General features: G+C 61.3%; 23 protein-coding genes and 2 pseudogenes. 16 read left to right on the top strand and 9 right to left on the bottom strand.

Going from position 1 to position 26,404, the window contains the following annotated elements; all coding sequences use genetic code 11:
* Positions 1–149: 149 nt before the first annotated feature.
* A complete protein-coding gene (locus OLZ32_RS27015; RefSeq protein ID WP_264423774.1) occupies positions 150–518 on the bottom strand; it encodes a hypothetical protein in 369 nt (122 codons plus the stop codon).
* A gap of 154 nt (positions 519–672) precedes the next feature.
* On the opposite strand from OLZ32_RS27015, the gene OLZ32_RS27010 reads away from it, so the two are divergent.
* The 4 genes from OLZ32_RS27010 to OLZ32_RS26995 all read left to right on the top strand — a co-directional run bounded on the left by OLZ32_RS27010 (position 673) and on the right by OLZ32_RS26995 (position 3,930).
* Positions 673–1,170, top strand: a complete 498-nt coding sequence (locus OLZ32_RS27010; protein ID WP_264423771.1) for a DUF4142 domain-containing protein — start codon at positions 673–675, stop codon at positions 1,168–1,170.
* 77 nt (positions 1,171–1,247) lie between these two features.
* On the top strand, positions 1,248–1,484 hold the full coding sequence (locus OLZ32_RS27005) for a DUF6894 family protein (RefSeq protein ID WP_264423620.1): 237 nt from the start codon (positions 1,248–1,250) through the stop codon (positions 1,482–1,484).
* 114 nt (positions 1,485–1,598) lie between these two features.
* Complete coding sequence (locus OLZ32_RS27000; protein WP_264423618.1) at positions 1,599–2,375, top strand: Crp/Fnr family transcriptional regulator; 777 nt, start codon at positions 1,599–1,601, stop codon at positions 2,373–2,375.
* 478 nt (positions 2,376–2,853) lie between these two features.
* Positions 2,854–3,930, top strand: a complete 1,077-nt coding sequence (locus tag OLZ32_RS26995; RefSeq protein ID WP_264423616.1) for a nucleotidyltransferase family protein — start codon at positions 2,854–2,856, stop codon at positions 3,928–3,930.
* 276 nt (positions 3,931–4,206) lie between these two features.
* Here OLZ32_RS26995 and OLZ32_RS26990 read toward each other — a convergent pair.
* Positions 4,207–4,326: pseudogene (locus tag OLZ32_RS26990) on the bottom strand (histidine utilization repressor); the annotation flags it as partial.
* 380 nt (positions 4,327–4,706) lie between these two features.
* On the bottom strand, positions 4,707–5,828 hold the full coding sequence (locus OLZ32_RS26985; protein WP_264423614.1) for an alkene reductase: 1,122 nt from the start codon (positions 5,826–5,828) through the stop codon (positions 4,707–4,709).
* A gap of 154 nt (positions 5,829–5,982) precedes the next feature.
* Here OLZ32_RS26985 and OLZ32_RS26980 point away from each other — a divergent pair, with 154 nt between their 5' ends.
* Positions 5,983–6,342: a winged helix-turn-helix transcriptional regulator gene (locus OLZ32_RS26980; protein ID WP_264423612.1), complete on the top strand. Its 360-nt coding sequence runs from the start codon at positions 5,983–5,985 to the stop codon at positions 6,340–6,342.
* 53 nt (positions 6,343–6,395) lie between these two features.
* Here the strand turns inward: OLZ32_RS26980 and hutC are convergent, their stop codons facing one another.
* Positions 6,396–7,115, bottom strand: coding sequence for a histidine utilization repressor (gene hutC / locus OLZ32_RS26975; protein ID WP_264423610.1), 720 nt, complete (start codon positions 7,113–7,115; stop codon positions 6,396–6,398).
* 121 nt (positions 7,116–7,236) lie between these two features.
* Positions 7,237–8,583, bottom strand: coding sequence for a formimidoylglutamate deiminase (locus OLZ32_RS26970; protein ID WP_264423608.1), 1,347 nt, complete (start codon positions 8,581–8,583; stop codon positions 7,237–7,239).
* Between the two features lie 122 nt (positions 8,584–8,705).
* Between OLZ32_RS26970 and hutI the strand changes: the two genes are divergently transcribed.
* The 6 genes from hutI to OLZ32_RS26940 all read left to right on the top strand — a co-directional run bounded on the left by hutI (position 8,706) and on the right by OLZ32_RS26940 (position 15,407).
* The gene (gene hutI, locus OLZ32_RS26965) at positions 8,706–9,968 is read left to right on the top strand and encodes an imidazolonepropionase (protein ID WP_264423606.1); all 1,263 of its coding nucleotides are present in this window, start codon (positions 8,706–8,708) and stop codon (positions 9,966–9,968) included.
* A complete protein-coding gene (gene hutH, locus OLZ32_RS26960; RefSeq protein WP_264423604.1) occupies positions 9,965–11,500 on the top strand; it encodes a histidine ammonia-lyase in 1,536 nt (511 codons plus the stop codon). Before hutI ends, hutH begins: the two co-directional genes overlap by 4 nt.
* Before the next feature lies 1 nt (position 11,501).
* Complete coding sequence (gene hutG, locus OLZ32_RS26955; protein ID WP_264423602.1) at positions 11,502–12,323, top strand: N-formylglutamate deformylase; 822 nt, start codon at positions 11,502–11,504, stop codon at positions 12,321–12,323.
* A 24-nt stretch (positions 12,324–12,347) separates the two neighbouring features.
* A complete protein-coding gene (gene hutU, locus OLZ32_RS26950) occupies positions 12,348–14,021 on the top strand; it encodes a urocanate hydratase (RefSeq protein ID WP_131601806.1) in 1,674 nt (557 codons plus the stop codon).
* Between the two features lie 5 nt (positions 14,022–14,026).
* Entirely contained in the window at positions 14,027–14,602 is a 576-nt protein-coding gene (locus OLZ32_RS26945; protein ID WP_264423599.1) for a HutD/Ves family protein, read from the top strand.
* 175 nt (positions 14,603–14,777) lie between these two features.
* Positions 14,778–15,407 carry a J domain-containing protein gene (locus OLZ32_RS26940; RefSeq protein WP_264423597.1) on the top strand — a complete coding sequence of 210 codons (630 nt, stop codon included), beginning with the start codon at positions 14,778–14,780 and terminating at the stop codon, positions 15,405–15,407.
* Positions 15,408–15,427: 20 nt separating this feature from the next.
* On the opposite strand, the gene OLZ32_RS26935 is transcribed toward OLZ32_RS26940, so the two are convergent.
* A complete protein-coding gene (locus OLZ32_RS26935; protein WP_264423595.1) occupies positions 15,428–16,129 on the bottom strand; it encodes a DUF899 family protein in 702 nt (233 codons plus the stop codon).
* A gap of 456 nt (positions 16,130–16,585) precedes the next feature.
* On the opposite strand from OLZ32_RS26935, the gene OLZ32_RS26930 reads away from it, so the two are divergent.
* The 3 genes from OLZ32_RS26930 to OLZ32_RS26920 all read left to right on the top strand — a co-directional run bounded on the left by OLZ32_RS26930 (position 16,586) and on the right by OLZ32_RS26920 (position 17,736).
* Positions 16,586–17,011, top strand: a complete 426-nt coding sequence (locus tag OLZ32_RS26930; RefSeq protein WP_264423770.1) for a hypothetical protein — start codon at positions 16,586–16,588, stop codon at positions 17,009–17,011.
* The gene (locus tag OLZ32_RS26925; RefSeq protein WP_264423594.1) at positions 17,011–17,283 is read left to right on the top strand and encodes a hypothetical protein; all 273 of its coding nucleotides are present in this window, start codon (positions 17,011–17,013) and stop codon (positions 17,281–17,283) included. The genes OLZ32_RS26930 and OLZ32_RS26925 overlap by 1 nt, the downstream gene beginning before the upstream one ends.
* 162 nt (positions 17,284–17,445) lie before the next feature.
* Entirely contained in the window at positions 17,446–17,736 is a 291-nt protein-coding gene (locus OLZ32_RS26920; RefSeq protein WP_264423592.1) for a CopG family transcriptional regulator, read from the top strand.
* A 5-nt stretch (positions 17,737–17,741) separates the two neighbouring features.
* On the opposite strand, the gene OLZ32_RS26915 is transcribed toward OLZ32_RS26920, so the two are convergent.
* Positions 17,742–20,348, bottom strand: a complete 2,607-nt coding sequence (locus OLZ32_RS26915) for an autotransporter family protein (protein ID WP_264423589.1) — start codon at positions 20,346–20,348, stop codon at positions 17,742–17,744.
* 546 nt (positions 20,349–20,894) lie between these two features.
* On the opposite strand from OLZ32_RS26915, the gene OLZ32_RS26910 reads away from it, so the two are divergent.
* Positions 20,895–22,439 (top strand): phospholipase D family protein, encoded by a 1,545-nt coding sequence (locus OLZ32_RS26910; protein WP_264423587.1) that lies wholly within the window; start codon positions 20,895–20,897, stop codon positions 22,437–22,439.
* Positions 22,440–23,011: 572 nt separating this feature from the next.
* On the opposite strand, the pseudogene OLZ32_RS26905 reads toward OLZ32_RS26910, so the two are convergent.
* Positions 23,012–23,818: pseudogene (locus OLZ32_RS26905) on the bottom strand (SIR2 family protein); the annotation flags it as partial.
* 319 nt (positions 23,819–24,137) lie between these two features.
* On the opposite strand from OLZ32_RS26905, the gene OLZ32_RS26900 reads away from it, so the two are divergent.
* Positions 24,138–25,073, top strand: coding sequence for an SDR family NAD(P)-dependent oxidoreductase (locus tag OLZ32_RS26900; protein ID WP_319641139.1), 936 nt, complete (start codon positions 24,138–24,140; stop codon positions 25,071–25,073).
* An 86-nt stretch (positions 25,074–25,159) separates the two neighbouring features.
* On the opposite strand, the gene OLZ32_RS26895 is transcribed toward OLZ32_RS26900, so the two are convergent.
* A complete protein-coding gene (locus tag OLZ32_RS26895) occupies positions 25,160–25,687 on the bottom strand; it encodes a NuoB/complex I 20 kDa subunit family protein (RefSeq protein WP_264423768.1) in 528 nt (175 codons plus the stop codon).
* Positions 25,688–26,404: the final 717 nt, after the last annotated feature.

The following is a 26,404-nucleotide window of genomic DNA, read 5'->3' as shown; positions in this document are numbered from 1 at the left end:
GAACGCGGTTTTCCACATGATCGCTCCATCAATTGGGCGGCCTTCCTGCCTTACCGAACTTCGATCCGGATTTTCTTCTCCCTAGTTGCGTCAGGGCGTCGGGATATGCCTATCAAGCCGCCGGCGATGCGGCGGCTTTGTCCTTTGCATTAGCGGATTTTCTCGGTGCCGCTGGGCGTCGTAACCATCGTCGGCCCGCCGCCATTGCCTTCAGGCGTAGGATCACGATCGGTAGCTTCAGGCGGCCGGCTACCGCCGCCAGCCGGGTTGTTGTCGAAGGTTCCGGCGCCATGCGGCTGGGCATTGATTGGATCTGGGGCTGTCGATGCCGTGGGTTTAGGATCGGTGTCGATGCTTTCCCCCCAGATCTCTGCCGCGCCCCAGGCAATCATCGCCAGCACGAGAGCACTGGCGAGCACCGCAAGCACGGGCGTGCCGTATCGCCCCTGTCTCGCGTCCGTTGCGTTCTCGGTCACTTGCTCGGGCTGGTGTTGGGGCTGGTGGTTGGAATTCGTCATCATGGAAACTCCCTTTGGGGTGAACCGCAACAACCGCGGCCGGATCCAGAAGTTCCCTTCGCCCACTTGTAGAGCCGATTGCGGTTCGGCAAAAAATCTGGAACATTTGCCACGCGCGGAGGTTCGAGCCGGCAATGCCTGTATGGAGCCCGCTATGAACATCGTTCTCACCTCCGTTTTCGTCTGCTTGACTGCACTTTGCGCATCGGCGGCAGACGACGCTGCCAAGCAGCACGCAACCGACTTCGCGGCGAAGGCCGCGAACTCCAACATGTTCGAGATCGAGGCTGCGAAGATCGAGATTGCCGGAGGAAAGGCCGATGACGCCAAACAGTTCGCCCAGGACATGATCAGGGATCACGGCAAGGCGGGACCCTTGCTGGGCGATGCCGCAGAACGGGACGGCATCGAACTGCCCGCCGCTCTCGACGCGGAGCATACTGCCAAGCTGACCGCCCTTCGGCAAAGCGACGCAGCCAATCTCGACCAAGCCTACCTTTCCACTCAGGTGACCTCACACGAGGAAGCGGTCAATCTCTTCGACAGCTATTCAAAGCAGGGGCCGGACGGGCAACTTAAGCGAACGGCTGCAAAGATCCTGCCGGACCTTCGTATGCATTTGACGCGCATACGCGGCCTGACGTCGAAATGACGCGGCGGTCGCCTGGGCGAAGGCGGTCGGAACATCTTGCCTCACCAGAGGTAGGGTCTCTGTTGATGGAGCAAACCATGCCGAAGTATTTTTTCCACGTCCGCAGGAACGATGTCTTCGAGGAAGACTTGGAGGGCATAGACCTGGCCTCACCGGAACAGGCATGCGAGGAAGCAACCGCCGCCGCCCGCGAAATCGTGGCGGAGCGAATCCGCATGGGTGAACCCGCGGACGGAGGCGTATTCGAGATCACGACGGAAGACGGCACGGCGGTCGCGACGGTTCCTTTCCGGTCGACGGTTCAGTTAAACTAGCGCCTGCGGGCGGGCGCCTGGTCGTTGCTATTGTCAGAAACGGACAGAGCACGACGGGGATGAAACGCAACACTACATGTCACGTTGATCCTCCAAGCTTGGAGGATCAGGGCAATGATCACACGGAGCCAGATCAAGAACAGACTGTTGCGGCGATTTCCCGATGATGCATTCGAGCTTCTCGCGCCGCTGCTTGAACCTGTCGATCTTCCTGTGAAACATCTGCTTGTGCGAGCGCGCAAGCCGATCGAACATGTCTATTTTCTTGAAAGCGGTCTTGCCTCGATGGTCGCTGAGAGCGCTGACGGCAAAAGCGCCGAAATCCGCCACATCGGGCGCGAGGGGATTGCCGGGTACCCCGTCGTTCTCGGCGTTGACCGGACGCCGAATTATATCTTCATGCAGGTGTCGGGCCACGGGCTTCAGGTCGCCACCCCCGAGTTTGTCCCAATCCTTGAGCACGCCGAGGCGCGGCGATTGCTGCTGCGTTATGTTCACACCTGCGAGATTCAGCTTGCACACAGCGCGCTGGCCGCCGCCAAGTTCACCACGCACCAGCGGCTGGCGCGCTGGTTGCTCATGTGTCACGACCGCATCGGCGGCAATGATCTGCCACTGACGCATGAATTGCTGGCGTTGATGCTGGGCGTCAGGCGGGCGGGCGTCACCAATGAGCTGCACATTCTGGAAGGCATGCACGCCATCAAGTCGACGCGCGGCAACGTGCGCATCCTTGATCGCAACATGCTGATCGAGATCGCCGGCGGCTGCTACGGGGTGCCGGAGCAGGAGTACGAGCGGCTGATCGAGAGCTCGGCGCGGCCGTCGCTTCCTCCCGTCCACCTGAACGATAAATCACTTTCACAATATGCTTCGAGCAGTCGCCCGTGATCGCTCTCTGCTCGACCTTTCGGGCCAATACCACCGCCGCGGTCAGCTGATCCTCGGCCAATCCTTATTCACCCAGCCAGCCAGAGCTTGAGTGCAAGCCACCCAACAGCGGCCGATCGCGCTTCCAGCAGAAGAAACGCATGCCCCTTGCCGCCTCCGCGACGTACCACCGGTTTTTAGGGGTCTTGCCGATCGCATGGCGGACGATGACGCTGCCGGCGGCCCTCGTGCCCAGCAGATTTCGACAGATCCAGCAGGTTCGTCACCGGGGCACCAGCGGTTGGATCGGCTGAGGAAACCGGAGTTTTTGTTGCGCCATAGCATCAGGCGGCCCCGGTTATAAGGTTTTGGCAGAGACTTATAACGGCCTGTGAAAGTGAGCGCGGGCGACTTTTAAAAGGAGTCAAGAACGCATTGACAAGGCGTGGCCGAACCTGTCGCCGAGAGAACCGCCGCACGCCAGAAGGAAGAGACGCCAATGCTGAAAGAGATCGACATCAGCTATAGGACGATGTTCGCGGAGCTAACGCAGCGGTCGCTCGATGCGCAACCTGCGGCAGACTTCCCCATGGAGGGCTGGTTCGTAACCGTCACCGTCAAGGACCGCGATTACTGGTATTTCGACCTCCCTACTCCCGAGGGAAAGGACAAGCGAAGCTATGTCGGTCCCCATACCGACGAGGCAATCACGGCGCGGGTGAAGGCTCACAAGGAGATCAAGGACAACATGCGTGAGCGAAGGCGGATGGTTAGCACTCTGCGCCGTGCCGGCCTTCCGGGTCCCGATCCCTTCGCGGGCGACGTGACGAAGGCGCTTGCTGACGCCGGATTGTTCCGTCTCCGTGCAGTCCTGATCGGCTCGGTGGCTTTCAGCACCTATGCGGGGATGCTAGGGGTCCGACTGCCATCGTCGGCAATGCAGACTGGCGATGCGGATTTCGCGCAGGACTTCGCGATCTCAACCGGGGTCGAAGACAGTCTGCCGCCCGTGCTAGAGGTCCTCCAGTCAGTCGATCCCGAGTTTCGGCCGGTTCCGCACCCGGCGGACAAAGCGAAGGTGGTGGCATTCCAAAATGCCAAGGGCTACCGGGTGGAGTTCCTAACGGGAAACCGGGGATCGGACGAATACACGGGCAAGCCGTCTCCTATGCCCGCCCTTGGTGGCGCGTCGGCGGAAAGCCTGCGGTTCCTGGATTACCTGATCTATGAACCTGTCCGCACGGTGCTTCTCTTCCGCGAAGGCATAAACGTCCTCGTTCCCGCTCCCGAGAGATATGCTGTCCACAAGCTCATCGTGTCCTCAAGAAGGCGCACAGACACTCTAGGGCGCGTAAAGGCGGACAAAGACTTGACGCAGGCCTCCTTGCTCTTCCAAGCCCTCGTGGAGACGCGCCACGACAGCGAACTGGCGGATGCTTGGGAGGAAGCATGGGATCGCGGGGATGCCTGGAAAGAAGGCATCGTCAGCGGCCTGTCGAGACTGCCCAAGAACGGGGTGAAAGCCCTCGAAAAGGTTCTCGGCCCCGAGGCGGTGGAAGACCTGGTGAAAAGGTAATCGGAAAGATGGCCGTAGAAAACAGCCCATATGACCTCGGACCTTGCCAGCGGCAAGCCGTCGGAAGTCGCCTAATAGGTCGGCCAGCAAGTATTGAAAGGCGAGGTCACGTATCTGCCGGATCGGCGGCTATGCCTCGCCTGCTGCGATCGCATGGCGGACGATGACGCTGCCTGCGCCCCTCACGCCCAGCAGTTCCGACAGCCATGGGCGGGATTTCGACAGCTCCAGCAGGTTCGTCACCGGGGTACCAGCCGGTTGGACCGGGGCTCTTTGTTACGATGCCGGCGTGAAACGCGCCACGAGCGCATGACGATCGCAAGGATAGGTGAAGCGCACATGCGTTACCGCGCCGGCGCCGCTCCAGGTACGGCGTTCGACCACGAGGCAGGCGGTGATGGTCGCCGGGAGATCTCTGCGAGGCGATAATTGCCTCCCGCGGAGTGGGTCCGGTGCACTCCGTCGGATCGAATGCTAGATGGTACAGGCGTGGGACTCCGCGCGCTCGATGAAGGACTTGTGCCGGCCGTCGTCGCGACGATCTGGAAAGTCGGCACGTCGCCGAGAGACTACAGATGGCAGGTACGGCATTCGGAAGACCTCGCATCGCGCCTGTCCCGTTATCTTGACCGAAGGCTAGAGTTGCAGCGTCCCGACGAAGCTGTTCGAAATCGACCCGGGTGCCTCGCCCCACCCTAACGCTTTGAGCCAGTCCCATCGGGCAGCGGCGGGCTCGAAAACTCACCGCTCCCCGATGAAGAAAAGTAGTTTACGGCCTATCTCGCGCCGACTTGCTCGGCCGCTGTCGGATAGTCGACATAGCCTGCTGCTCCGCCGCTGTAATACGTGTCAGGATTGCTCGGGGTGAGTTTGAGATCATTGGAGAAGCGCTCGACCAAGTCCGGATTCGAGATAAACGGCGCTCCAAATGCAACAGCATCGGCGAAGCCATCGCGCACCAGAGCATTGCCAGTCTCAAAGGTATAACCGCCATTGGCAATCAGGCTGCCAGAATAAAGCGGCCTGAAATGCTTGGCGACGCCGGGGCCGAGAATTTCCACTTGTGTCCCAGTCAGATCGCTTATGGGGTTCATCAGGTGCAGATAAGCAAGATGACGCTTCGACAATTGACCGACCAGATATTCGAAGGTCTCCAATGTCTCGGCGTCAGCGATGAAATTGCCGACGCCGGTCAAAGCCGGACTGAGCTTGATCCCAACGCGTCCTGGCGCCCAGGAGTCGACGAGGGCGTCGAGTATCTCAAGGGGAAACCGGGCGCGATTTTCGGCCGTGCCGCCATAGTCATCCGTTCTCTGGTTGAGGCCGACATAAAGGAAGGTGGGGATCAGGTAGGTGCTGATGCCATGTAGCTCGACTCCATCGAAACCCGCAGCCTGCGCCAGGCGGGAGGCTTTGGCATAGTCTTCCACAGTCCGGGCGATATCGCTCAGGTCCATAGCCTGGGGCGTCACGGTGTCTTGAAACCCGGACGGTGTGTATGCTTTCAGACCTGGGTTCACGGCCGACGGTGCCAGCGGCAAGGCGCCGTCGAGCAGGTCAGGATGCGATGATGATCCGATGTGCCCGAGTTGGACGAAGATATGACCCCCAGCCTCGTGGACGGCGTCTGTGACTAAGCGCCACCCGTCGGCCTGCTCCTGAGTGTAGAGGCCCGGCACATTTATGAAGCCGACGCCTTCGCGGCTCGGCCAAGTCCCTTCGGTGAGGATAAGGCCGGCCGATGCGCGCTGTGCGTAATATCGTGCCTGCAGCTCGTTGGGGACGAAGCCGGGGTTGTCCGTTCTGGCGCGGGTCATGGATGCCATGACAATGCGGTTGGGCAGGTCGACGTCGCCCAGCCGGATTGGATCCAGCAAGGGAGGGTTTAGACTTTTCATGTCTGTTCACCTGTGTTGGCAGCGCTATCCGCGGGTTTGCGCTTGGATGGATAAGGACGATGCCCGTCGACACTGTCGCTCGGTTCAAGTAAGACCAAGCATACCTGCAAACCAGTACTAACTATTTCGTAAGTGTCCGAATTTGGAGATCACAATGACCGAGACGAACTACAGATGCGGTCTGGAAGCTGCTCTTGAGATCCTCGGGGGCAAATGGAAGCCGCTGATCCTCTTTCACCTGGCCAGCGGGGCCAAGCGCACCGGTCAACTTCGCAGGCTTGTGACCAATGTGAGCGAGAAGATGTTGATCCAGCATCTCAAGGAAATGGTCGATGACGGCGTCATTCATCGTATCGACTTTCAGACAGTCCCGCCTCACGTGGAATACGAACTGACCGACTTCGGCCGTAGCTTGGCCAATGTTCTGGCCCCGTTGTGCGAATGGGGAACGCGTCACTCTTCCGAGGTCGCCATCATCGTCCAAAATCGAAACCGAGCATCGCAGGCGGCATAGCGCCCCCATTTCGCCAGTGGCCGCCTCCACGACGCGGGGCACCGGGCGCTTTATTACGATGCCGGCGTGAATCGCGCCACGAGCGCGTGACGGTCGCCCGGATAGGTGAAGCGCACATGCGTCACCGGGCCGGCGCCGCTCCAGGTACGGCGTTCGACCACGAGGCAGGCGGTGTTGCGCGCTATGTCGAGGACGGCGGCCACCTCGGCACTAGCTGAGACGGCATGGATCCGGTGTTCGGCCGTGCTCCACGGCACTTGGTTCAGCAGCCAGGGACCCGGCGCCATCGTCAGGAAATCGGCATTGGCGGCTTCAGGAACCGTCGCAAGACTGATCAGCCGCTCCTCCAGGCAAAAGGGCCGCGCGCCGGCATTGTGGATGCAGACGACCTCGACGACCGAGGAGGCCACCGGCAGTTCCAGACGGCGGCTGTCGTCAGCCTTGGCCTTGCGGCTCACCTTCTTCGAAACCGCATAGGAATAGGGCAGGTTCAGCGACTGCACCTCGGCCTTGATGTCGTGGATTTCGAGAATGGCCGATTGGGCCTGCGGCTGGGTGACGAAGCTGCCGGACTTCTTGCGGCGCTCGATCAGGCCGGCCTTGGCAAGCTGGGTCAGCACCTTGTTCACCGTCATGCGCGAGCAGTCATACTGCGTGGCGAGATCGACCTCGAAGGGAATGCGGTGCCCCGGCGGCCAATCGCCCGAGACGATACGGCCCTCGATGTCGCCGAGGATGCGCTGATGCAAGGTGGGATCCCTGCTTTGGTTCATCGCCACGTTCCGATTGGTCTCCCGCTATCTCTTTGTTTTTACGCAATTCCGGACGAAAAACCACTACACGTTCTTGCTGGAACTGCTCTCATTCGAATGTCCGGACAGGAAAAGCTCTTTTTCAGGCGGCCAGCAATTCACCCATGACAGCGAGGAATCGCCGGTCGATCGCGTCGCGCCTGAGATGGCGTCCGCCCTCCACCTGCTTGCGGCCGCGCGCCCAGACGCAATCGACGGAAATGCCGCCTGCAAACAACCAGTGATCGAGGATCTGGTCGCCTGCGAGATAAGGAACGACCGTGGCATCGAGCGAAACGATATCGGCGTGATGGCCCTCGACGAGACCCGCCGGCGCTTTGAGCGCGGCACCGCCGCCGGCAAGCGCTTGGCTGAATAGCGAAAGCGCCGTCGAACCGCCGGTTGCTGCGACGACGTTGCGGGCGCGAAGCGCCAGGCGCTGCGAATATTCGAGCTGGCGCAATTCCTCCGGCACGGAGATCAGCACGTTGGAATCCGAACCGATGCCGTAACGCCCACCCTCTTCGAGGAAGAGCGGTGCGGCAAAGGCGCCGTCGCCGAGATTGGCTTCGGTGATCGGGCAGAGGCCGGCGATCGCGCCGCTTTTCGCCATCCGCCGTGTTTCGTCCTCGGTCATGTGCGTCGCATGGATCAGGCACCAGCGCTCATCGACCGGCGCATGATCGAGCAGCCACTCCACCGGCCGCGCGCCGGACCAGGCGATGCAGTCCTCGACCTCCTTCACCTGCTCGGCGACATGGATATGGATGGGACCGTCGCCCGCCATCGGCACGAGCCTTGCGAGCTCGTCGGGTGTTACGGCGCGCAGGCTGTGCGGCGCAAGCCCGAGCTCGGCGCCGTCGAGCCGGCCGGTCACTGCCCGGCACCCCTCCATCAGCCTTTCGAAGCTTTCGAGCGAATTGATGAAGCGCCGCTGGCCGTCGATCGGGGCAGCTCCGCCGAAGCCGGAATGGGCATAGAAGACCGGCAGCAGCGTCAGGCCGATACCGGCCTCTTCGCTTGCCGCGCCGATGCGTTCGGCAAGCTCGGCGATATTGGCGTAAGCGCCGCCATCCCTGTCGTGGTGGAGATAGTGGAACTCGCCGACGCGGGAAAAACCGGCCTCCAGCATCTCTGTATAGAGCTTGGCGGCGACCGCTTCGACATGCTCCGGCGTCATCGCCAGGGCAAATTTGTACATGACAGTGCGCCAGCTCCAGAAGCTGTCATTGGCCGGGCCGCGCACTTCCGCAAGGCCGGCCATCGCCCGCTGGAAGGCATGGCTGTGCAGGTTCGCCATGGCGGGAACGAGGAGAGCGTGGCGTTCATCGCCGGGCTCGGGAGCAGTGCCGATTTCGACCCGCTCGATGCGCCCGGCCTTAAGCGTCAGCCGCACGTCCTTCTGCCAGCCCTGCGGCGTCAGCGCCGTGCCTGCGTGAAGCGTGGTCATGACCTTCCCTCTCCTCTTGCCGTGCCGCCGATCTTTCTTTTCCAGAAAAGCGCACAAAATTTCTCTTGTCACCTGTCGATTATGTATATACATGTTTTGGCATAAGGAAAGGCGCAAAGCTGATGACCGGGAACATTTTTTCAGAGGAAGTCTCGCCCGCAGAAGCCCGCCCAGTGCTTTGGCGCAATGCGCGGCTCGCCACGCTGGCGCCTGGCAAGGAAGGGCTCGGCATCGTCGAAAAAGGCGCCGTGCTGATCGAAAACGGCCGCATCGCCTTTGCCGGCGCCGAAAGCGAGCTGCCGGCATCGGCCATCGAACATTCCGACATCGTCGATCTCGAAGGCCGATGGGTAACGCCCGGTCTCGTCGACTGCCACACCCATATCGTTCACGGCGGCAACCGCGCCCGCGAGTTCGAAATGCGCCTGGCAGGCGCGACCTATGAGGAAGTCGCCCGGGCCGGCGGCGGCATCGTCTCCTCGGTGAAGGCAACCAATGCGCTGTCGGTCGAGGAGCTTGTCGCCCAGGCGCTGCCGCGGCTCGACACGCTGCTTGCCGAAGGTGTCACCACGATCGAGATCAAATCCGGCTACGGGCTGAACCGGACCGGTGAAGTGAAGATGCTGCAGAGCGCCCGCCTGCTCGGCCATGTGCGTCCGGTCCGCGTCACCACCAGCTATCTCGGCGCCCATGCGACGCCCGTGGAATATAAGGGGCGCAACGGCGACTATCTCGATGATGTCGTCCTGCCCGGTCTCGACGACATGCATGGCCTCGGCCTTGCCGATGCCGTCGACGGCTTCTGCGAGGGCATCGCCTTTTCCACGACCGAAATCGCCCGCGTCTTCGACAAGGCCAAGGCGCTCGGCCTGCCGGTCAAGCTGCATGCCGAGCAGCTCTCCAATCTTGGCGGCGCCAAGCTCGCCGCGTCCTATGGCGCACTGTCAGCCGATCACCTCGAATATCTCCACGAAGATGGCGTCGCGGCAATGGCCGCAGCCGGCACCGTCGCCGTGCTGCTGCCCGGCGCCTTCTACGCCATCCATGAAAAGCAGAAGCCGCCGGTGGAGGCGCTGCGGCGGGCAGGCGTGCCGATCGCGATCGCCACCGATTGCAATCCCGGCACCTCGCCGCTCACCTCGATGTTGCTCACCATGAACATGTCGGCAACACTTTTCGGCCTCACCGTCGAGGAATGCATCGCCGGCGCCACCCGCGAAGGCGCCCGCGCGCTCGGCCTGCTCGACAAGACGGGAACGCTCGAACCCGGCAAATCCGCCGATCTCGCCGTCTGGAATATCGAAAGCCTCGCCGAGCTCGTCTATCGCATCGGCTTCAACCCGCTTCACGCACGCGTCTTCAAGGGCGAAAGGAACGGTCGATGACCATCACGCTCCACCCGGGCTCCGTCTCGCTCAAGGATTTGGAAATCATCTACTGGACCGGCGTGCCGGCAAGGCTCGATCCCGCCTTCGATGCCGGGATCGCCAAGGCCGCTGCCCGTATCGCCGAGATCGCCGCCGGCAATGCGCCGGTCTACGGCATCAATACCGGCTTCGGCAAACTCGCCTCGATCAAGATCGACAGCGCCGACGTGACCACTTTGCAGCGCAATCTCATTCTGTCGCATTGCTGCGGCGTCGGCGCGCCGCTGCCCGACAATATCGTGCGGCTGATCATGGCGCTGAAACTGGTCTCGCTCGGACGCGGCGCCTCGGGCGTGCGGCTGGAGCTGGTGCGGCTGATCGAAGCCATGCTGGAAAAGGGCGTCATTCCGCTGATCCCGGAAAAGGGCTCGGTCGGCGCCTCCGGCGATCTGGCCCCGCTTGCCCATATGGCGGCGGTGATGATGGGCGAGGCCGAAGCCTTTTTCGCCGGCGAACGCCTCCCGGGCGCGCAAGCCCTCGAAAGGGCCGGGCTGAAACCAGTGGTGCTCGCCGCCAAGGAGGGCCTCGCTCTCATCAACGGCACCCAGACCTCGACGGCGCTGGCGCTCGCCGGCCTCTTCCGCGCCCATCGCGCCGCGCAGGCGGCGCTGATTACCGGCGCCATGTCCACCGATGCCGCCATGGGCTCTTCGGCGCCCTTTCATCCGGATATTCATACATTGCGCGGCCATAAGGGCCAGATCGACACGGCGGCGGCACTTCGCGCCCTGCTCGAAAACTCCATCATTCGCCAGAGCCACATCGAGGGCGACGAGCGCGTGCAGGATCCCTATTGCATCCGCTGCCAGCCGCAGGTCGACGGCGCCTGCCTCGATCTGCTGCGCTCGGTTGCCCGCACCCTCGAAATCGAAGCCAATGCGGTCACCGACAATCCGCTGGTGCTCTCCGACAATTCCGTCGTCTCCGGCGGCAATTTCCACGCCGAACCCGTCGCGTTTGCCGCCGACCAGATCGCGCTTGCCGTCTGCGAGATCGGCGCGATTTCGCAGCGCCGCATCGCCCTGCTCGTCGATCCGACCCTCTCCTACGGCCTGCCGGCCTTTCTCGCCAAGAAGCCGGGCTTGAATTCCGGCCTGATGATCGCCGAGGTCACGTCTGCGGCGCTGATGTCCGAGAACAAGCAGATGGCGCACCCCGCCTCGGTCGATTCGACGCCGACATCGGCCAACCAGGAAGACCATGTCTCCATGGCCTGCCATGGTGCCCGCCGCCTGCTCGGCATGACCGAGAACCTGTTCGGCATCATCGGCATCGAGGCGCTGACCGCCGCCCAAGGCGTCGAACTGCGCGCGCCGCTGTCGACGAGCCCGGAGCTTGGCAAGGCGATCGCCACTATCCGCACCAAGGTCCCGAGCCTCGACGTCGACCGCTACATGGCAAACGACCTCGCCGCCGCCGCGGAACTGGTGGCGACGGGCGCCCTGAACGCCTCGGTTTCATCTGGCATATTGCCGGTATTGGAGAGCTGAGATGACGATCAAGGAAAAAGTCTCCGTCCCATGCGAAATTCGCCAGGGCACCTCCCCCGTCATCCTCGGCTTTCCTCATACCGGCACCGAGGTGCCGCCTGAGATCGCCGACCGGCTCAACGACAATGGCAGGATGCTGGCCGACACCGACTGGCACATCGACCGGCTCTATGATGGCCTGCTCGACAATGTCACCACCGTGCGCGCCACCTTCCACCGCTACGTGATCGACGCCAACCGCGATCCGGCCGGCGTCAGCCTCTACCCCGGCCAGAACACCACCGGCCTCGTTCCCCAGACGGATTTTGACGGCAAGGCGATCTGGAAGGAAGACGCCGCACCCGATGACGCCGACATCGCGGCGCGGCTGCGCGACTTTCATGCTCCCTATCATGCCGCACTTGCCGCCGAGATCGAGCGCGTGAGAGCAATCCACGGAGTCGCGATCCTCTACGACTGCCACTCGATCCGCTCCCACATTCCCTTCCTGTTCGAAGGCAAACTGCCGGATTTCAATATCGGCACAGACATGGGCAAGACCTGCGACAGCGCCATCGAACAGGCGACGCGCACCGTCGTCGAAGCCGCCAAGGGTTACGACGGCGTGCTCAACGGCCGCTTCAAGGGCGGCTGGACGACACGCCACTATGGTCGCCCCGAAACCGGCGTGCACGCGATCCAGATGGAGCTCGCGCAATCGACGCATCTTAAGACCGAGGCACCACCCTTTGCCTACGACGCCGCCAAGGCGGACAGACTTCGCGTTCATCTCAAGAACATTCTGGTGCGCATCGAACAGATTGCGCCAGGCCTGAAACGATAACGATCTCTCGACAGGGGAACCGCCATGAACAATCCACGCCACAATATCCGCGAAGTCCGCGCGCCCCGCGGCAACGACCTCAATGCCAAGAGCTGGATGACCGAAGCGCCGCTGCGCATGCTGATGAACAATCTCGACCCCGATGTCGCCGAAAATCCGAACGAGCTCGTCGTCTATGGCGGCATCGGCCGCGCCGCCCGCACCTGGGAGGATTTCGACCGCATCGTCGCGACGCTGAAGACGCTGACGGAAGAAGAAACGCTGGTGGTGCAATCCGGCAAGCCGGTCGGCGTGTTCCGCACTCACAAGGATGCGCCGCGGGTGCTGATCGCCAATTCCAACCTCGTGCCGCATTGGGCGACCTGGGATCATTTCAACGAGCTGGATAAGAAGGGCCTTGCGATGTACGGCCAGATGACGGCCGGCTCGTGGATCTATATCGGCACCCAGGGCATCGTGCAGGGCACCTACGAGACCTTCGTCGAGGCCGGCCGCCAGCATTACGGCGGCAATCTCAAGGGCAAATGGATCCTGACCGGCGGGCTCGGCGGCATGGGCGGCGCCCAGCCGCTCGCCGCCGTCATGGCCGGCGCCTGCTGCCTTGCCGTCGAATGCAATCCCGACTCGATCGATTTCCGCCTGCGCACCCGCTATGTCGACGCCAAGGCCGAGACGCTCGATGAAGCGCTCGAGATGATCGACCGCTGGACCAAGGCCGGCGAGGCGAAGTCCGTCGGCCTGCTCGGCAATGCTGCCGAAATCCTGCCGGAGATGGTCCGCCGCGGCATCCGCCCCGATATCGTCACCGACCAGACTTCGGCGCACGACCCGATCAACGGCTACCTGCCGAAGGGCTGGACGATGGGTGAATGGAAGGCGAAGCGCGAAAGCGATCCGAAGGCTGTGGAAAAGGCAGCGCGCGCCTCGATGCGCGAGCATGTCGAGGCGATGATCGCCTTCTGGAATGCCGGTATTCCGACACTCGATTACGGCAACAATATCCGCCAGGTCGCCAAGGACGAAGGCCTCGAAAACGCCTTCGCCTTCCCGGGCTTCGTGCCGGCCTATATCCGCCCGCTGTTTTGCCGCGGCATCGGCCCCTTCCGCTGGGCGGCCCTTTCCGGCGATCCGGAGGATATCTACAAGACCGATGCCAAGGTGAAGGAATTGCTGCCTGACAACAAGCACCTGCATCATTGGCTAGACATGGCCAGGGAGCGCATCGCCTTCCAGGGCCTGCCGGCACGCATCTGCTGGGTAGGTCTCGGCGACCGCCACAAGCTCGGTCTTGCCTTCAACGAAATGGTGAGAACAGGCGAACTCTCCGCCCCGATCGTCATCGGCCGCGACCATCTGGACTCCGGCTCCGTCGCCTCGCCGAACCGCGAGACCGAAGCAATGAAGGACGGCTCCGACGCCGTTTCCGACTGGCCGCTGCTCAACGCCCTGCTCAACACGGCGTCGGGTGCGACCTGGGTGTCGCTGCATCACGGCGGCGGCGTCGGCATGGGCTTCTCGCAGCACTCCGGCATGGTCATCTGCGCCGATGGCACGGACGATGCCGCAAGACGCCTCGAGCGCGTGCTCTGGAACGACCCGGCGACCGGCGTCATGCGCCACGCCGATGCCGGCTACGAGATCGCCATCGACTGCGCCAAGGAAAAGGGCCTGCGCCTGCCCGGCATTCTCGGGAACTGAACCCGGTGAGGATCCTGCGCGCCGGCGATCACAAACGCATGTCCTGGAAAAACGGCAAGGGAGAGACGGTGGAGATCGCCGTCTTTCCACCCGGCGCTTCGATCAACCACTTCGACTGGCGCATCAGCATGGCGACGGTCGCAGAGGACGGCCCGTTTTCGATCTTCCCCGGCATCGACCGCACGCTGGCGATCCTTGATGGCAACGGCATGGTGCTCGATGTGGAAGGCAGCACGCCGGTGCTGCTGACAACGGCAAGCGAACCGCTGGCCTTCCCGGCGGATATCGCCGTCGCGGCCAGGCTCCCTGACGGAGCGATCACCGATCTCAACGTCATGACGCGCCGTGGCGGGCTCGCCCATAGGCTGATCCGCATCGACGTCGATGGCGGCAAGACCGTGCGGCTTTCGCCCTCGACATGCCTGTTGCTTTGCCATCGCGGCACACTCTCATTCCGGCGGGACGGCGAGACCGGCGCGCTTGCGGCCGGCGATGCGCTGCTGGTCGAGGCCACGACTGCTACCGCGCTGGAAATCGATGGCGAAGCCAGATGTTATCTCGCTTCGATCACCACAGGCTGATCTTCGAACAACGAATTGAAAACATTAAGCAATCGAGGGTTTGGCGAAGAATGTGCATAAACCATCGCCATCTCGGGCCATGGACGTCATTCCTCGTTTCGGTCTAAACTTTGCCCTTCTGATGCAGAAGAAAACCTAGACTGCCCGCAACGTGCCGGGGAGCAAGGGAGCAGGCGTGACGGATCCATACGATATTTTAGGCGTTGAACGCGATGCCGACGAGGCGCAACTGAAGGCCGCCTATCGGCGCCTGGCAAAGGTTGCCCACCCCGATTCAGGTGGTGATTCGGACGCCTTTGCCAATCTGCAGAAAGCCTATGGGCTGCTTCTCGATCCGGTTCGGCGCAAGGTCTACGACGATACCGGCTATGACGTCGAATTCGCCGATGCGGCCGAATTGCAGGCGCTCGTGATGATCGAGAAACTCGTCACCGACGCAGTCCTCGACGAACGCGCACCCGGAAGTTTCGATCCCGTCGCCGTCATGCAGGACAGCCTCTCCGAGGAACTGCGCAAGGCACGTTTCAGCAAGAGCGAGCTGGAGCGCCACGCCTCGCGAATCGGCCTGCATCTGGAGCGGCTCGAAAAACAATCCGGCCGCGACGTGCTCGCCCATATGTTCCGCGCCCGCATCGAGGCGATCTCCAAGGCGGTCTCGGAAACCGAGGCGAAGATCAAGGCGACGGAACGCGCCGCCGACATGATCTCCGGCTATGTCTACGATATCGATCCGCCACCGCTGCCGGATGACGCGGTCACCAGCATCGAATGGGCCGAGCCCTCAAGAAACCGCTCCACCGGCTGACGGCGGTCGGCGCCGCCTTCTTAATAGGACAGCTTCGGATACCAGTCCGCCGGCCGGCCTTCTGGCGTCGAATCGATGACGGTCCAGAGCGGCATCAGGTCTGGTGCGCCGCGCGGATCCTCGCCCGGGTCGGCCGTCACCTCGCCCATTTCCTGGCTCCAGAAATGGCGGATGCTGCCGTCGCGGCGCGTGAAGACGTTGAAGGCCGCGTCATCGCCGCCACCCCTGCCGATCGCGTGATAGTCGCGGCTATAGTCGCCCGTCGTGTCGGAATAGAGCGGCAGGTGGTGCCAGCCGCGTTCCTTCTTGAAGGCGAGCAGCCTGCCGATCGGCGAAAGGGCGACGACGGCCAAGGCCGCGCGCTGCTGGATGTCGGGCACCTCGCCGTCCCAGGCCGACAGCAAAGAGGTGCACATCGGGCATGGACGCTCGCGTTGCGGGCCGAACATGTAGCTGTAGACGATCAGCGTCTCCTTGTCGGCGAAGAGCTCGCTGAAGGAGATCGGCCCGTCGCTGCCTTCGAAGCGGTAGTCTTTCGTGACCTCGCCGCCTGGCGGCAACGCCCGGCGCTGTCTTGCCACGCGCTCGATGTGCCGGCGCAATTCGATCTCTTCGGCCAGCAGCGCGTCGCGGGCAATGCGATACTCCTTACTCTCATTGGGAAACCGGACGCCGTTCTTGGCCGCGAGCACGGCGGCGGGGACCAGATGCTGATTATCCATGACAATAGCTCCTTCTGTTGCCTGAGAACGTGCTGAAGCCACGACCGCGGTGCCAGCACATCATGACAAGGACGATCGGCTGAGGCGAAAATCGACAGTGCCGACGGAAAATATTCGCCCCGCGCCTTGGCCGGCTCGGCGCCCGGATCGCCAAAGCCAAAGCAGATCAAGATCGCGCGTTCCGAAATGTGGACCATCGAACCAGCTCATGATCGGCATTGCGCCCTTCCGAGAGGACGACGCCGACCCGATCGTAGATCTCGCGAGCAGATCTCCAGATTTGCTTCGTCGGACGGCGCCGCCCTTGCGCAAACAGTAAGACAGGATGGGCAGTAAACCAATGGCTGCCTTCGCCTTACATCCTAAAGCTGCGTTAACGATAGATTAATATGCATTTTGACGTGGAACCGAATTCTGCGATGCTGGCGGCGGGCAACTGAGGGGTTATCCTTGAAAATGTATCTGTTAGCTCGACGTTTCGGCGTCGTGGCGATGTCGCTCGCCTTGGCGAGCTGCACGACGACGCCGGTTGAATTCAACAACAAGCCATCAGCTGTGAGCAAAGCCGCCCTTTGCAAGACGGCCCTGGAAACGCAAGATCCAGCATTTCAATTCCAGCTCGTGGCGGAAGTAAACCGACGCGGGATGAGCATGTTGGAATGTGAGCGGATGGTTGCCCAGCAACGGCAGGCCGCCGCGGTTCTCGTGGGGCTTGCATTGGTCGGAACCGCTGCTGCTGTATGCGCCAACGGCAACTGCGGCGGCGGTGCATATACTCCAACGAGACGCTATCCAGGCAACTGCCAGTTCGATTGGCAGTATGACGCCGCGGGCAACAGGTGCGGGGGGCGAAGCGCAATGTCTCGTCCGGGAGGTTGGTAGTGCGCAGAGTGATGGCGACGCTGTTTGCGAGCGCTCTGCTGGTGTCAACCCTGGCAGCCCCGGTCTTTGCGCAGAGCTTCGGCGGGAATTCCTGCGTCGAAAACTGCGAGGGTCACAGGGCCGGCTGTCAATGGGCGGAGGAGAACGGCATTCAAAGCGAGGACGATTGTTCGGGCAATTCACCGTCTTTTGAAGAGGGATGCCGGACTTATGTCGAGGACTCTGACCGCGGGGCGGAGTACGACGATGATGGGAATGAGATTGACGAGTAGCATCTGATGACCCGCTTCATTTGCATTTTCCGGCGCCTCTCTCCTCGGCGGCTGCGCCTTTGGACGGCCGGCAGCTTGGATGGACTGTCCGTTCGACCGGCAAATCGTGGTGGGGCATCAATTTCGCTGCGCCACCCCCAATGACCGCGCGCAGGTGAAACCATGACATCCCTCGACACCGCAACTCTCCTCGAAGACGCCGCCGATCGGATCGCAGATATCTCGCGCGCCGATCTGCAGATCATGCTTCGCCGCGCGGCGCTGCGGCTGCGTAATTCCGGCGCCGTGTCGATGGAGGATGATGTGGAAGAAGCTCTTCGCGACTTGGCCGGCGAATCCGGCATGACGCGCAACGACACGATCAGGTTCATCGTCCGGGAGTGGATGGAGAAGAACACCTATCTGCCGGTGCATGAGCTCGACGAAGATGGCGATGTTGATGGAAGCGCATGAGGGCACTACCACTTCACGCTGAACCCGATCTTGGCGCCGATGGCGCTACTGTCGCCGAAGTCCTTGAGGCTGGTGCGGGCAAAGGCTTCACCGTGGGCTGCATAACGCTCATCCGCCCAACTGAGCGAGCCGCCCATGCCAAGGCCGCCCCAGAGCGCCTGGTTCTGGCTGACGACGCTGGTCCCGGAGACGTCGACATTTGAGCCGTCGAGGAAGTCATAATAGAGATTGGCGATGCCGTAGACGGTCGAGCGGCTGGTCTTTCCGGAGACATCCTTCCACTCGCTGTCGAAATCGGCCGAGACTCCGAGGCGGCCGGTCAGGCTGTCGCCGTCGTCAAGAGAGATATCGGCGCCAAAGGCATCGGTGAAACTGTCGAAGCGGACCGACGAATAGGCGAGCTGCACCTGCGGCGTCAGCGACCATTGGCCTGTCAGGCCGATCTTCTGTCCGGCTTCGATGCTGAGCCCATAACCGAAGCCGTCATTGCCGTCGGTGAGCGAAGTTTGAAGTGTCGAGGATTTGAGGTCGCTGTCGTACCAGGTGACGGCAGCCTGCGTATCGACGTAGAAGCCGTTCTTGCCGTACCAGGTCAAGGTGCCGTCGAAGCCATAGCCCGTGGTGTCGATGTCGCCCTTGCCGAAGCGCGAGGAGATGTCGGCCGAAGCGGTGTTCGTATGAAAGTTGATCCCGCCGATCAGGGCACCGGCCTCGCTTTCGCGCAGCACTCCGTCGACGCCCGCCTGCAGCGTCCAACTGCTGACCTCATAGTCGGTGCCGGTGGTCGAGCTTCCCGGCTCGAAGTGCGAACGGTTACCGCCGATGCGGGTCTGGATCCCGGTGGCGGCGGTGTTGCCGTCCTGGTCTGCGGATCGATCACCGTCGAGCACCCACCCACCGGTGCGCTGGCGTAGCGTGCCGAACTGGTTAAGGCTCTGCAGCACGCCGGCATAGGTCTCGTAGACCGGCACACCGGGCGCATAGATCGGTCCGATCGCGACGCCCGCGGCATCGAGCTCGGTCGAACGCAGATACCAGTCGCCATCGGCAGGTGTGCTGACGCCGCCCTGGTAGAGGCGGTAGGCATACGCCCCGCCGACCACGGCCTGATCACCTTCGAATACATAGTCGCCGAGCAGCGAGAAGTTGCCGGCTGATATGCCGCCGACATCGATGATCTTGATGCCCTCGACCGTCTGCGCCCCGCCGCCACCGAGATTGACGACCGTGACATCAGTCGTGCCCGCGGTATTGCCCGTCACCACCAGACGGTTGGATGGCGAGGCATCGCCGCCGAGGACTGTTTCGATCTCGAGTGTCCCGCCGGCCCCGGTATAATTGCCTGCGATCGTCAGCGTGCCGATCGAATTGCCGGGTGCCAGCACGCCGGCATTGGTCACATCGCCGAAGATGGTGCCGATGCCGCCGAGAATGCCGGCCCCCGAAGTCGTGACCGGGCTGGTGATCGAGCCGTTGACGGCGAGCCGGCCACCGGTCACCGTCGTTGCGCCGGTATAGGTGTTGATGCCCGAAAGCGTCTGATTGCCGCCAGTAACGGTCAGTCCGCCCGTGCCGCCGATGACGCCCGCGAAAGTGTCGTTGGCATTGGCGATCGTCAGAGTTTGGGCTCCGAGTAGGACGCTGCCGCTGCCCGCCAGGCTCTGGATGGTTGGGGTCGTGGCGGCCGAAACATCGAAGATGCCATCCGCGACAACCCGGCCGGAACTGGCAATGGCGCCGGCGCCGGTAAGGGCCAGGCTGCTGCCGAAGTCGATCTGGGTCTCTCCGGTATAGATGCTGTTTGCCAGCAGGCTGAAGACCCCGCTGCCGGTGACGGTCAGGCCGCCGACACCTGAAAAACCCGACCCCGCGTCGGTTCCCACGGCAAAGCCTGCGGTATCGATCGTCAGCCCGCCGGCGAGCAGGTTGAGTTCGGTGCCGGTAAATCCGTTGATGAAGGTCGCGTTAGCGGCTGTCGCGCGCAGAATGCCATTGTCGAAATTGCCTAGGCTCGCGCCGGCGCCGGCCCGCAAGGTTTGAGCCTGTAGCGTGCCGCCGCTCCTGATGTTGAGCGTGCCGGAAGCGCTGGCGAAGTTACCAAGGATAGCGGTGCCCGCGTTGAATTGTCCGCCATTCTCAATGTTGAGGATGCCCGTACCGAGAAAGCCGATATGAAAATTGCCGGATGTGGTCCACTGCGATCCCGGTCCGGTGACGGTGGCGATACCGATAGTATTGGCTGCTCCGCCCAGCCGGGAGTTGCTAGAGCTGGTCAAGGAGCTGCCATTCTGGATCGTTAGAATGCCGGGGACGGCACTCCCTTGTCCGACCGTGATTATCCCTACCGAAGCGCTGGCGGGCGCTGTAACGCCGAGCACGATCGGAGTATTTCCCGGTGCGCCAAATGTGCTGATGTTGACGGCTGTACCGACACCGGGAACCACGCCTCCCGACCAGTTGCTCGCATCCGTCCAGTCGCTGCTTGTCAAACCGCGCCAGTCAGCCGCTTGGGCCGCCCCTGCGGACATCGCCATCAAAGCCGCGCCAGAGACGCTGGCCAACAGTCCGCGCAGAATGAGGGGCGGTTTGCTGGCTCGCAATGCATTGGCCATGATCGTCCCCGGAATCGTTTACGAAACAATACGGTAGGTGAGGCGCATAAGGATGACAACCTGCCGGCTCAACTGAATTCTCCCGAAACTTGAACAACTCCTTGCCGACTTCAGGAAAGTTGTAGGCGCTTCACCTGAGCTAAGGGTCGGCAAAAACAGCTTTTGGCTGATGAGTGATTGCGCGTCGTGTTCAACTGATAGGTGAAGACATCAACGCACCGGCCGCTCGTTAATATCTGTCGGACGATGGAGAAGAGATCGGAAGAAACTACTCGTGGCAGGCTTCGCGGTCGTGGAGCCCCAAAGTAAAATGGGAGCGTGACTGATAGGGTAAAAGAATGGAATGCGACGCTAGGTAGTGAGTGGCCCTCGTTAGTGACGATTTGCGGTGGAATGAGAGGCTGTCGCGGTCGCGCGACCTTCGGTCTTGCCTCCTTCTTCGCGTCTCTAAGGCGGCATCTTGCTCGCTGGTCGCTAGACCCTATTTTACCCTGGCGGATCAAGTCAGCATATTGCTTCCTGGTCGCGAGGGCTCAGGGTTATCGTGTGATTTGGTTCGGCATCTCCATCATCGCGCTTCTAACCTTGTGGGCTCTGGCAGCATCACGCTATGCCGGGTTCCTGAAGCGTGCCCGGATAGCTTCCCACGTCCTAGAGACTGCCGCTGCAGACACCGAGCTTGACCGATATGGCGTAAGGCTTTGCCACGAGCGGAAGGCGGCAAGCGGTCTCGCTCTTGTCACCTCCAATCAAGAAGCGTTCGCGGCCCGGCTTCTCGCTGCCCGTTCAGCCGGGCGCAGCCTCGACCTCATGTATTATATGTGGAACGCGGACCTGACCGGGATGCTGATCATGCGGGAAGTCATCGCGGCCGCTGACCGTGGCGTGCGTGTGAGGATCCTTCTCGACGATATCGGCGTCTCCATGTCCGACAAGATCTTCTATGCGATCGACTGCCATCCCAATGTCGAGCTGCGGCTTTTCAATCCCACGAAGGCACGCGAGAATATCCTGCGCCGCGGCATCGAGATGGCCTTGCGCTTTCGAAGCGTCAACCGTCGCATGCACAACAAGGCTTGGGTTGCCGACGGCCGGATCGCGATTGTCGGGGGACGCAATATCGGCGATCCCTATTTCGATGCCGGCGAGGACGCGAACTTCAGGGACTTCGATCTCGTGATGGTCGGTCAAGCCGTTGCGAAGACAGAGCGTCTGTTCGACGAGTACTGGAACAGTTCGGTTGCCGTGCCTGTGCGCTCCCTGCTTGCACGTCGACCTAACAAGCTGACGAAGCTCCGACACAATATGGACTCCCTCACTTTCGAGCAGCGTGCCCAGCCATATCTGGATCGAGTTCGCGATCAGACATCCTTAAAGGACGTTATCGCTGAAGACGGATACATTTGGCTCGACAAACTCGACGTCCTGGCCGATCCCCCCGAAAAAGCCGGTGGGAAGATCCGCAGCGGGCAGAACATGTTGATGGAAACGCTGCTCCCGGTCATCACCGGCACGACCGAGTTCATCCACATCACCTCGCCTTACTTCATCCCCGGCGAACGCGGCGTTAGGGCGCTCACGAAGCTTCGCGACAAAGGCATCGAGGTTTCCGTCCTGACAAACTCGCTTGCAGCCACTGACGTCGCAGCAGTTCACGCGGGCTATTCGCGCTACCGCCCCGCCCTACTGAAAGCCGGCATCGCGCTCTACGAGCTGAAATCGATTGCCGACATGGGATCCTTTTCCTTACGTGGTTCCAAGCAGGCCAGCCTTCACACGAAGGCCTTCGCCAGGGATGGCAAGTATGGCTTCATCGGATCTCTCAATCTCGATCCGAGGTCGGAATCCTTAAACACCGAGATGGGCGTCCTGTTCGATTCACCGCAGCTTGTCGAGCGAATGGACGCGATTTTCGCCGAGGAGACCAAGACGGATCTAAGCTATCCCGTCAGGCTCGAAAAGGGATCCGTGCGGTGGCTGAAAGTCGTCGACGGGGAAGATAAGCTCCTCCAGACCGAGCCGGATGCCGGGATCGCTCGGCGCGTGACAGCCTGGCTGATCAAGTGGCTACCTCTCGAATCTCAGCTGTAATTGCACCGAACGTGTCCTGAGGGAGAAGCGAATGCAGCCCACCTTCCGCAAGCCAGACAAGAACAAGATCCCCGCATCGAATAAGGCTGATCGTGGCAATAGAAACGGTTGCCCCGGCAACCGAAAGGGAAGGCCCCATCACTAGCCAAGCCGATTGCGATATCGCGAACTGCAATGGCGCGTATGTGGCACTGGCATCGGATGAACTGCTCGTCGCGAACAGAGGCGCGGCCAATTCGGGCGACATGATCACGACGATAACCAGACCCATCAGGCCGCACCCGATCAGGCGCACCGCAATCCTCCAGATCCGGCTCGCCCTCAAGTGCTGACCTCATGAAGAACCCATGCGATGGGGAAGGCTATCGCGTCGAGGTCGATTTCTGGCTCGCCAGTCATGTTTTCGGGGCCTCATCGAAAGCCGCGACAGATGCTCCTTGCAGCGAAGAGGCTGTCGAATAGGTAGGAGGCTCATCGGAGACCCGTTTGTCGGGTTTCACTCGTCTCGAAGCTCGGCTGAAAGGCAAAGCTTCCGCTGATCGACACGACGCCCTCTGATCCGCAAAAGAGTTTTTCAACTCCTGTAGAAACAGCAAAAGAGACTCTTCAGCGTTTTCACCCTTTCCTTCGATTACCGTAACGCCCCATCGGTCCAGAACATGCTTCTGCACATCGTCGGCGTCGTGCATCACGATGTAGAGTGGGGGCCGCGCCCGCTCCTGGCCGGTATCGCGCCACGTCTTCCATAACCGGTGGAGCAGGAAGCGGATGTTCAGATCCGTCATGCTGTAGCCGACAAAAAGAAGCGTCGAGGCAAATGCGTCACCCCTGAACTTTATGTCCATCGGAGCGTCAAACGACAGCCGGTCGAAATAGTCAGATTCAGTGATGACGAGACTGTCAGGATTGGAAAAGTCACCGTGGAACTTGATGATCTGGGTGAGGCCCGGCAAAGCTGCGGCCAGATCCGCGGCACCTGTTATCTTAACGTATGGTTTGCCGAACGCCTCATAGGCCGCTTCGAGGTTAGCATCGTAGTTGGTGGTGTAGATCAACGGGAAATCGGCATCCACGATCAGGCGGTGCAGATGCGATTTTCGCAGACGATCAGGATCGACTCGCCACTCTTGGCTCATCCACTCGACGAGCGGACAAATCGAGCCATGCTTGAGACGATAGAACTCGGCAATCTCCTGGTACGAGCTTCGATGACAATCGTTGGTCGAACAGTCGATTCCAAGGTCTGACTGCATATGAGCAATCAGGCTTGCCCATGACGGAAGACCAACGCTCATGGAAACCCCGGCTCCAACGAATAGGATCGCCTGCCGTCTCGCCACCGCATCGGTCAGCGATGGAATTGCCTCTTGGTATTGCATGCATCCTCCAATGGCAGCCGAACCAAGCCAGGTAACAGCCGTTCCAGTACGATAACGCACGCAGCCACGGTCTTTAGCTCGCGACGTTGTAGCTTTGATCGGCTCCGGCGCCGTCTCGCCATCGAACGGGAACGAGAACAGTGAAGGACAAGGTAGTCGCCATTCCGAGGGATTCGCGGAGTGGCACTACACATTGTTCCTCCGGATGATCGGCCAATGGAAGACCTTCGGCAGCGCGTAGTCGAAGATCGGAACCACAGGCCGGCGACAGGGTTCTTGGAAACGGTCGGATACTGTAAAATAGGTGGGAGTCAAAAGCGTGCAGAACCTTGGCGGATCATCTGTCGTCATCACCGGCGCATCGAGCGGGATTGGGCGTGCGACAGCGCTCGCCTTCGCCAGACGTGGCGCTCCTGTCTGCCTTGCGGCGCGCCGTGCAGATGTCTTGCAGCAAGTGGCTCGTGAATGTCAGTCGCTGGGTGTTCAAGCAATCGCGGTGCCGATGGATGTCACGGATGCTGATGCAGTGGCAGCGCTGGCCGATGCCGCCGAAGTCGCGTTCGGCGGGATTGACGTGTGGATCAACAATGCTGGCACTGGCGTCGCAGGCTCATACCACGACGCGCCACTCGAACTGCATCGCAAGACGATCGAGGTAAATCTGCTTGGCGCGATGTCCGGTGCTTACGCCGTGTTGCCGATCTTCATGCGACAGAACCGAGGAACCCTGATCAATGTCGTCTCCATGGCAGCGTGGGTTCCGAACCCCTTTGCCGCATCCTACACGGCCAGCAAATTCGGGCTGAGAGGTTTTGCCGCCAGCCTGAGACAGGAGCTGGTTGGCATGCCCGACATTCACGTCTGCGGCGTCTTTCCCGCCGTCATCGACACGCTGATTATCGAGCGCGGCGCGAACTACACTGGCCATGCTGTCGAGCCGCCCCCTTCCTGTACGATCCTGAAGATGAGGCCGAAACCATCGTCGGCCTTGCTCTTATACCGCGCGACGAGGTCGCCGTGGGTTGGCCGGCCCGTGCCGGACAGGTGGCTTACACGCTCGCACGCGGTCCCGTCGAGCGTCTCGTCGGCGCTACCGCTGCGGCAATTCGTAAGAAAGCCCGGCCCGTGCCTAACACCGACGGCAGCGCGATCACGCAACGTTGTCATTGACGGCGGGCGGCGAGTCCTGCATTCGTCCCCCAAAATTTCTTTCAGATCCTCGAGCGCGAACTCGTTGAAAGTCGCCCACAGCTGAGAAGCCAATGACTTCAAATTGGAGTAGTTTCGGGTCGGGCTCAGCCGCCGCGGCAAACCGAGGTGCGGCAATAGGAATGGTCGTATCTATCGCTCGATCGTGCCGTTACGCCTGATTTTTCTCTGCAGGAGCAAGATGCCATAGAGCAATGCTTCAGCCGTTGGTGGGCAGCCTGGAACGTAGATATCCACGGGAACGATCCGGTCGCAGCCACGCACGACGGAATAGGAGTAGTGATAGTATCCGCCGCCATTGGCACAAGAGCCCATCGAGATTACGTATCGCGGCTCGGGCATCTGGTCGTAAACCTTGCGAAGCGCTGGTGCCATCTTGTTGCAGAGCGTCCCCGAAACGATCATCAAATCCGACTGCCTTGGGCTGCCGCGCGGAGCAACACCAAACCTCTCGACGTCGTAGCGCGGCATCGACATTTGCATCATCTCGATGGCGCAGCATGCAAGGCCGAACGTCATCCACATTAACGAGCCGGTTCTGGCCCAGGTGATCAACTCATCCGTATTAGTGACGAGAAAGCCTTTGTCAGCCAATTCGGCATTGATCATGCCCATTGTAGGGTCGCCGCGGGTCTGCTCACCAGGATACTGGAAGTTCATTGGGCTGCGCGGGTGATCAGATTGAGACATGAGGATCTCCATGTAGCGCTGAACTCAACAACCGAATGGTGACTGGGTTCCAAAACCCAACCGCACGGTCCAAAACCGTACCGAAATTAGCAATGACCGAGCTCTCGCGGGATCGCTCCAGGTGGAATAGCTGTCGCTAGCAGGGCGAACTGTCGGACGTCCGTCGTTCCACTCGCGGAAGTCGAGCTAGGGCGGATTAGCAATGCAACGTAGATCTCGCAGAATGCGATCGGCCATAGATTTGGGCCTCGCGATTTCAGCTATATTGGCTGGTAGCGAGCTTGCATTCCTTGTCTTCGGAGTGGCCGCAAGAGAAAGAGCACGTGAAGCCGAACCCCGCTTGCAACAGCTAAGCAGCGAACGAGTTACGCAAGGCAGCCCCCCGGATCATGTCCTACCGGAAACAGGACCGGCATCTACTCAAAGCTCCCGCATCAGCTTCGAAACGTTATCCCGGCCGAATGGAATGTTGCGCCCGTGGACGCGGATGTGGAGAACGACGCCAAGTGGGGCAGCGTCCAATGCCTTAAGGTAATCGATTGCATCCTGCATTGTCGGAAACGTCTTTTCCTCGGTGAAAAGTGAAAAAGCCACCTCGAACGAATGTGATCGTGGTCGCGCACTCGCCATATATAGCCAAGGTCTCTTTCGCGCTGAAGTTATCGCTCATCTCGCCTGCTCCAGTAG

The sequence above is a fragment of the Rhizobium acaciae genome, from assembly GCF_025941625.1.
GTDB lineage: Bacteria > Pseudomonadota > Alphaproteobacteria > Rhizobiales > Rhizobiaceae > Rhizobium > Rhizobium acaciae.
Note: the sequence above shows the minus strand (reverse complement) of the source record. Positions and strands in the feature narration are given on the sequence as shown.

Coding starts and splice junctions, on each gene's coding strand:
- OLZ32_RS27000 (WP_264423618.1), top strand. CDS start 1,599: ATGATCACACGGAGCCAGATCAAGAACAGACTGTTGCGGCGATTTCCC.
- OLZ32_RS26980 (WP_264423612.1), top strand. CDS start 5,983: ATGACCGAGACGAACTACAGATGCGGTCTGGAAGCTGCTCTTGAGATC.
- OLZ32_RS26915 (WP_264423589.1), bottom strand. CDS start 20,348: ATGGCCAATGCATTGCGAGCCAGCAAACCGCCCCTCATTCTGCGCGGA.
- OLZ32_RS26920 (WP_264423592.1), top strand. CDS start 17,446: ATGACATCCCTCGACACCGCAACTCTCCTCGAAGACGCCGCCGATCGG.
- OLZ32_RS26970 (WP_264423608.1), bottom strand. CDS start 8,583: ATGACCACGCTTCACGCAGGCACGGCGCTGACGCCGCAGGGCTGGCAG.
- hutU (WP_131601806.1), top strand. CDS start 12,348: ATGAACAATCCACGCCACAATATCCGCGAAGTCCGCGCGCCCCGCGGC.
- OLZ32_RS27010 (WP_264423771.1), top strand. CDS start 673: ATGAACATCGTTCTCACCTCCGTTTTCGTCTGCTTGACTGCACTTTGC.
- OLZ32_RS26930 (WP_264423770.1), top strand. CDS start 16,586: ATGTATCTGTTAGCTCGACGTTTCGGCGTCGTGGCGATGTCGCTCGCC.
- OLZ32_RS27005 (WP_264423620.1), top strand. CDS start 1,248: ATGCCGAAGTATTTTTTCCACGTCCGCAGGAACGATGTCTTCGAGGAA.
- hutG (WP_264423602.1), top strand. CDS start 11,502: ATGACGATCAAGGAAAAAGTCTCCGTCCCATGCGAAATTCGCCAGGGC.
- hutH (WP_264423604.1), top strand. CDS start 9,965: ATGACCATCACGCTCCACCCGGGCTCCGTCTCGCTCAAGGATTTGGAA.
- OLZ32_RS27015 (WP_264423774.1), bottom strand. CDS start 518: ATGACGAATTCCAACCACCAGCCCCAACACCAGCCCGAGCAAGTGACC.
- hutI (WP_264423606.1), top strand. CDS start 8,706: ATGACCGGGAACATTTTTTCAGAGGAAGTCTCGCCCGCAGAAGCCCGC.
- OLZ32_RS26995 (WP_264423616.1), top strand. CDS start 2,854: ATGCTGAAAGAGATCGACATCAGCTATAGGACGATGTTCGCGGAGCTA.
- OLZ32_RS26935 (WP_264423595.1), bottom strand. CDS start 16,129: ATGGATAATCAGCATCTGGTCCCCGCCGCCGTGCTCGCGGCCAAGAAC.
- OLZ32_RS26895 (WP_264423768.1), bottom strand. CDS start 25,687: ATGAACTTCCAGTATCCTGGTGAGCAGACCCGCGGCGACCCTACAATG.
- hutC (WP_264423610.1), bottom strand. CDS start 7,115: ATGAACCAAAGCAGGGATCCCACCTTGCATCAGCGCATCCTCGGCGAC.
- OLZ32_RS26985 (WP_264423614.1), bottom strand. CDS start 5,828: ATGAAAAGTCTAAACCCTCCCTTGCTGGATCCAATCCGGCTGGGCGAC.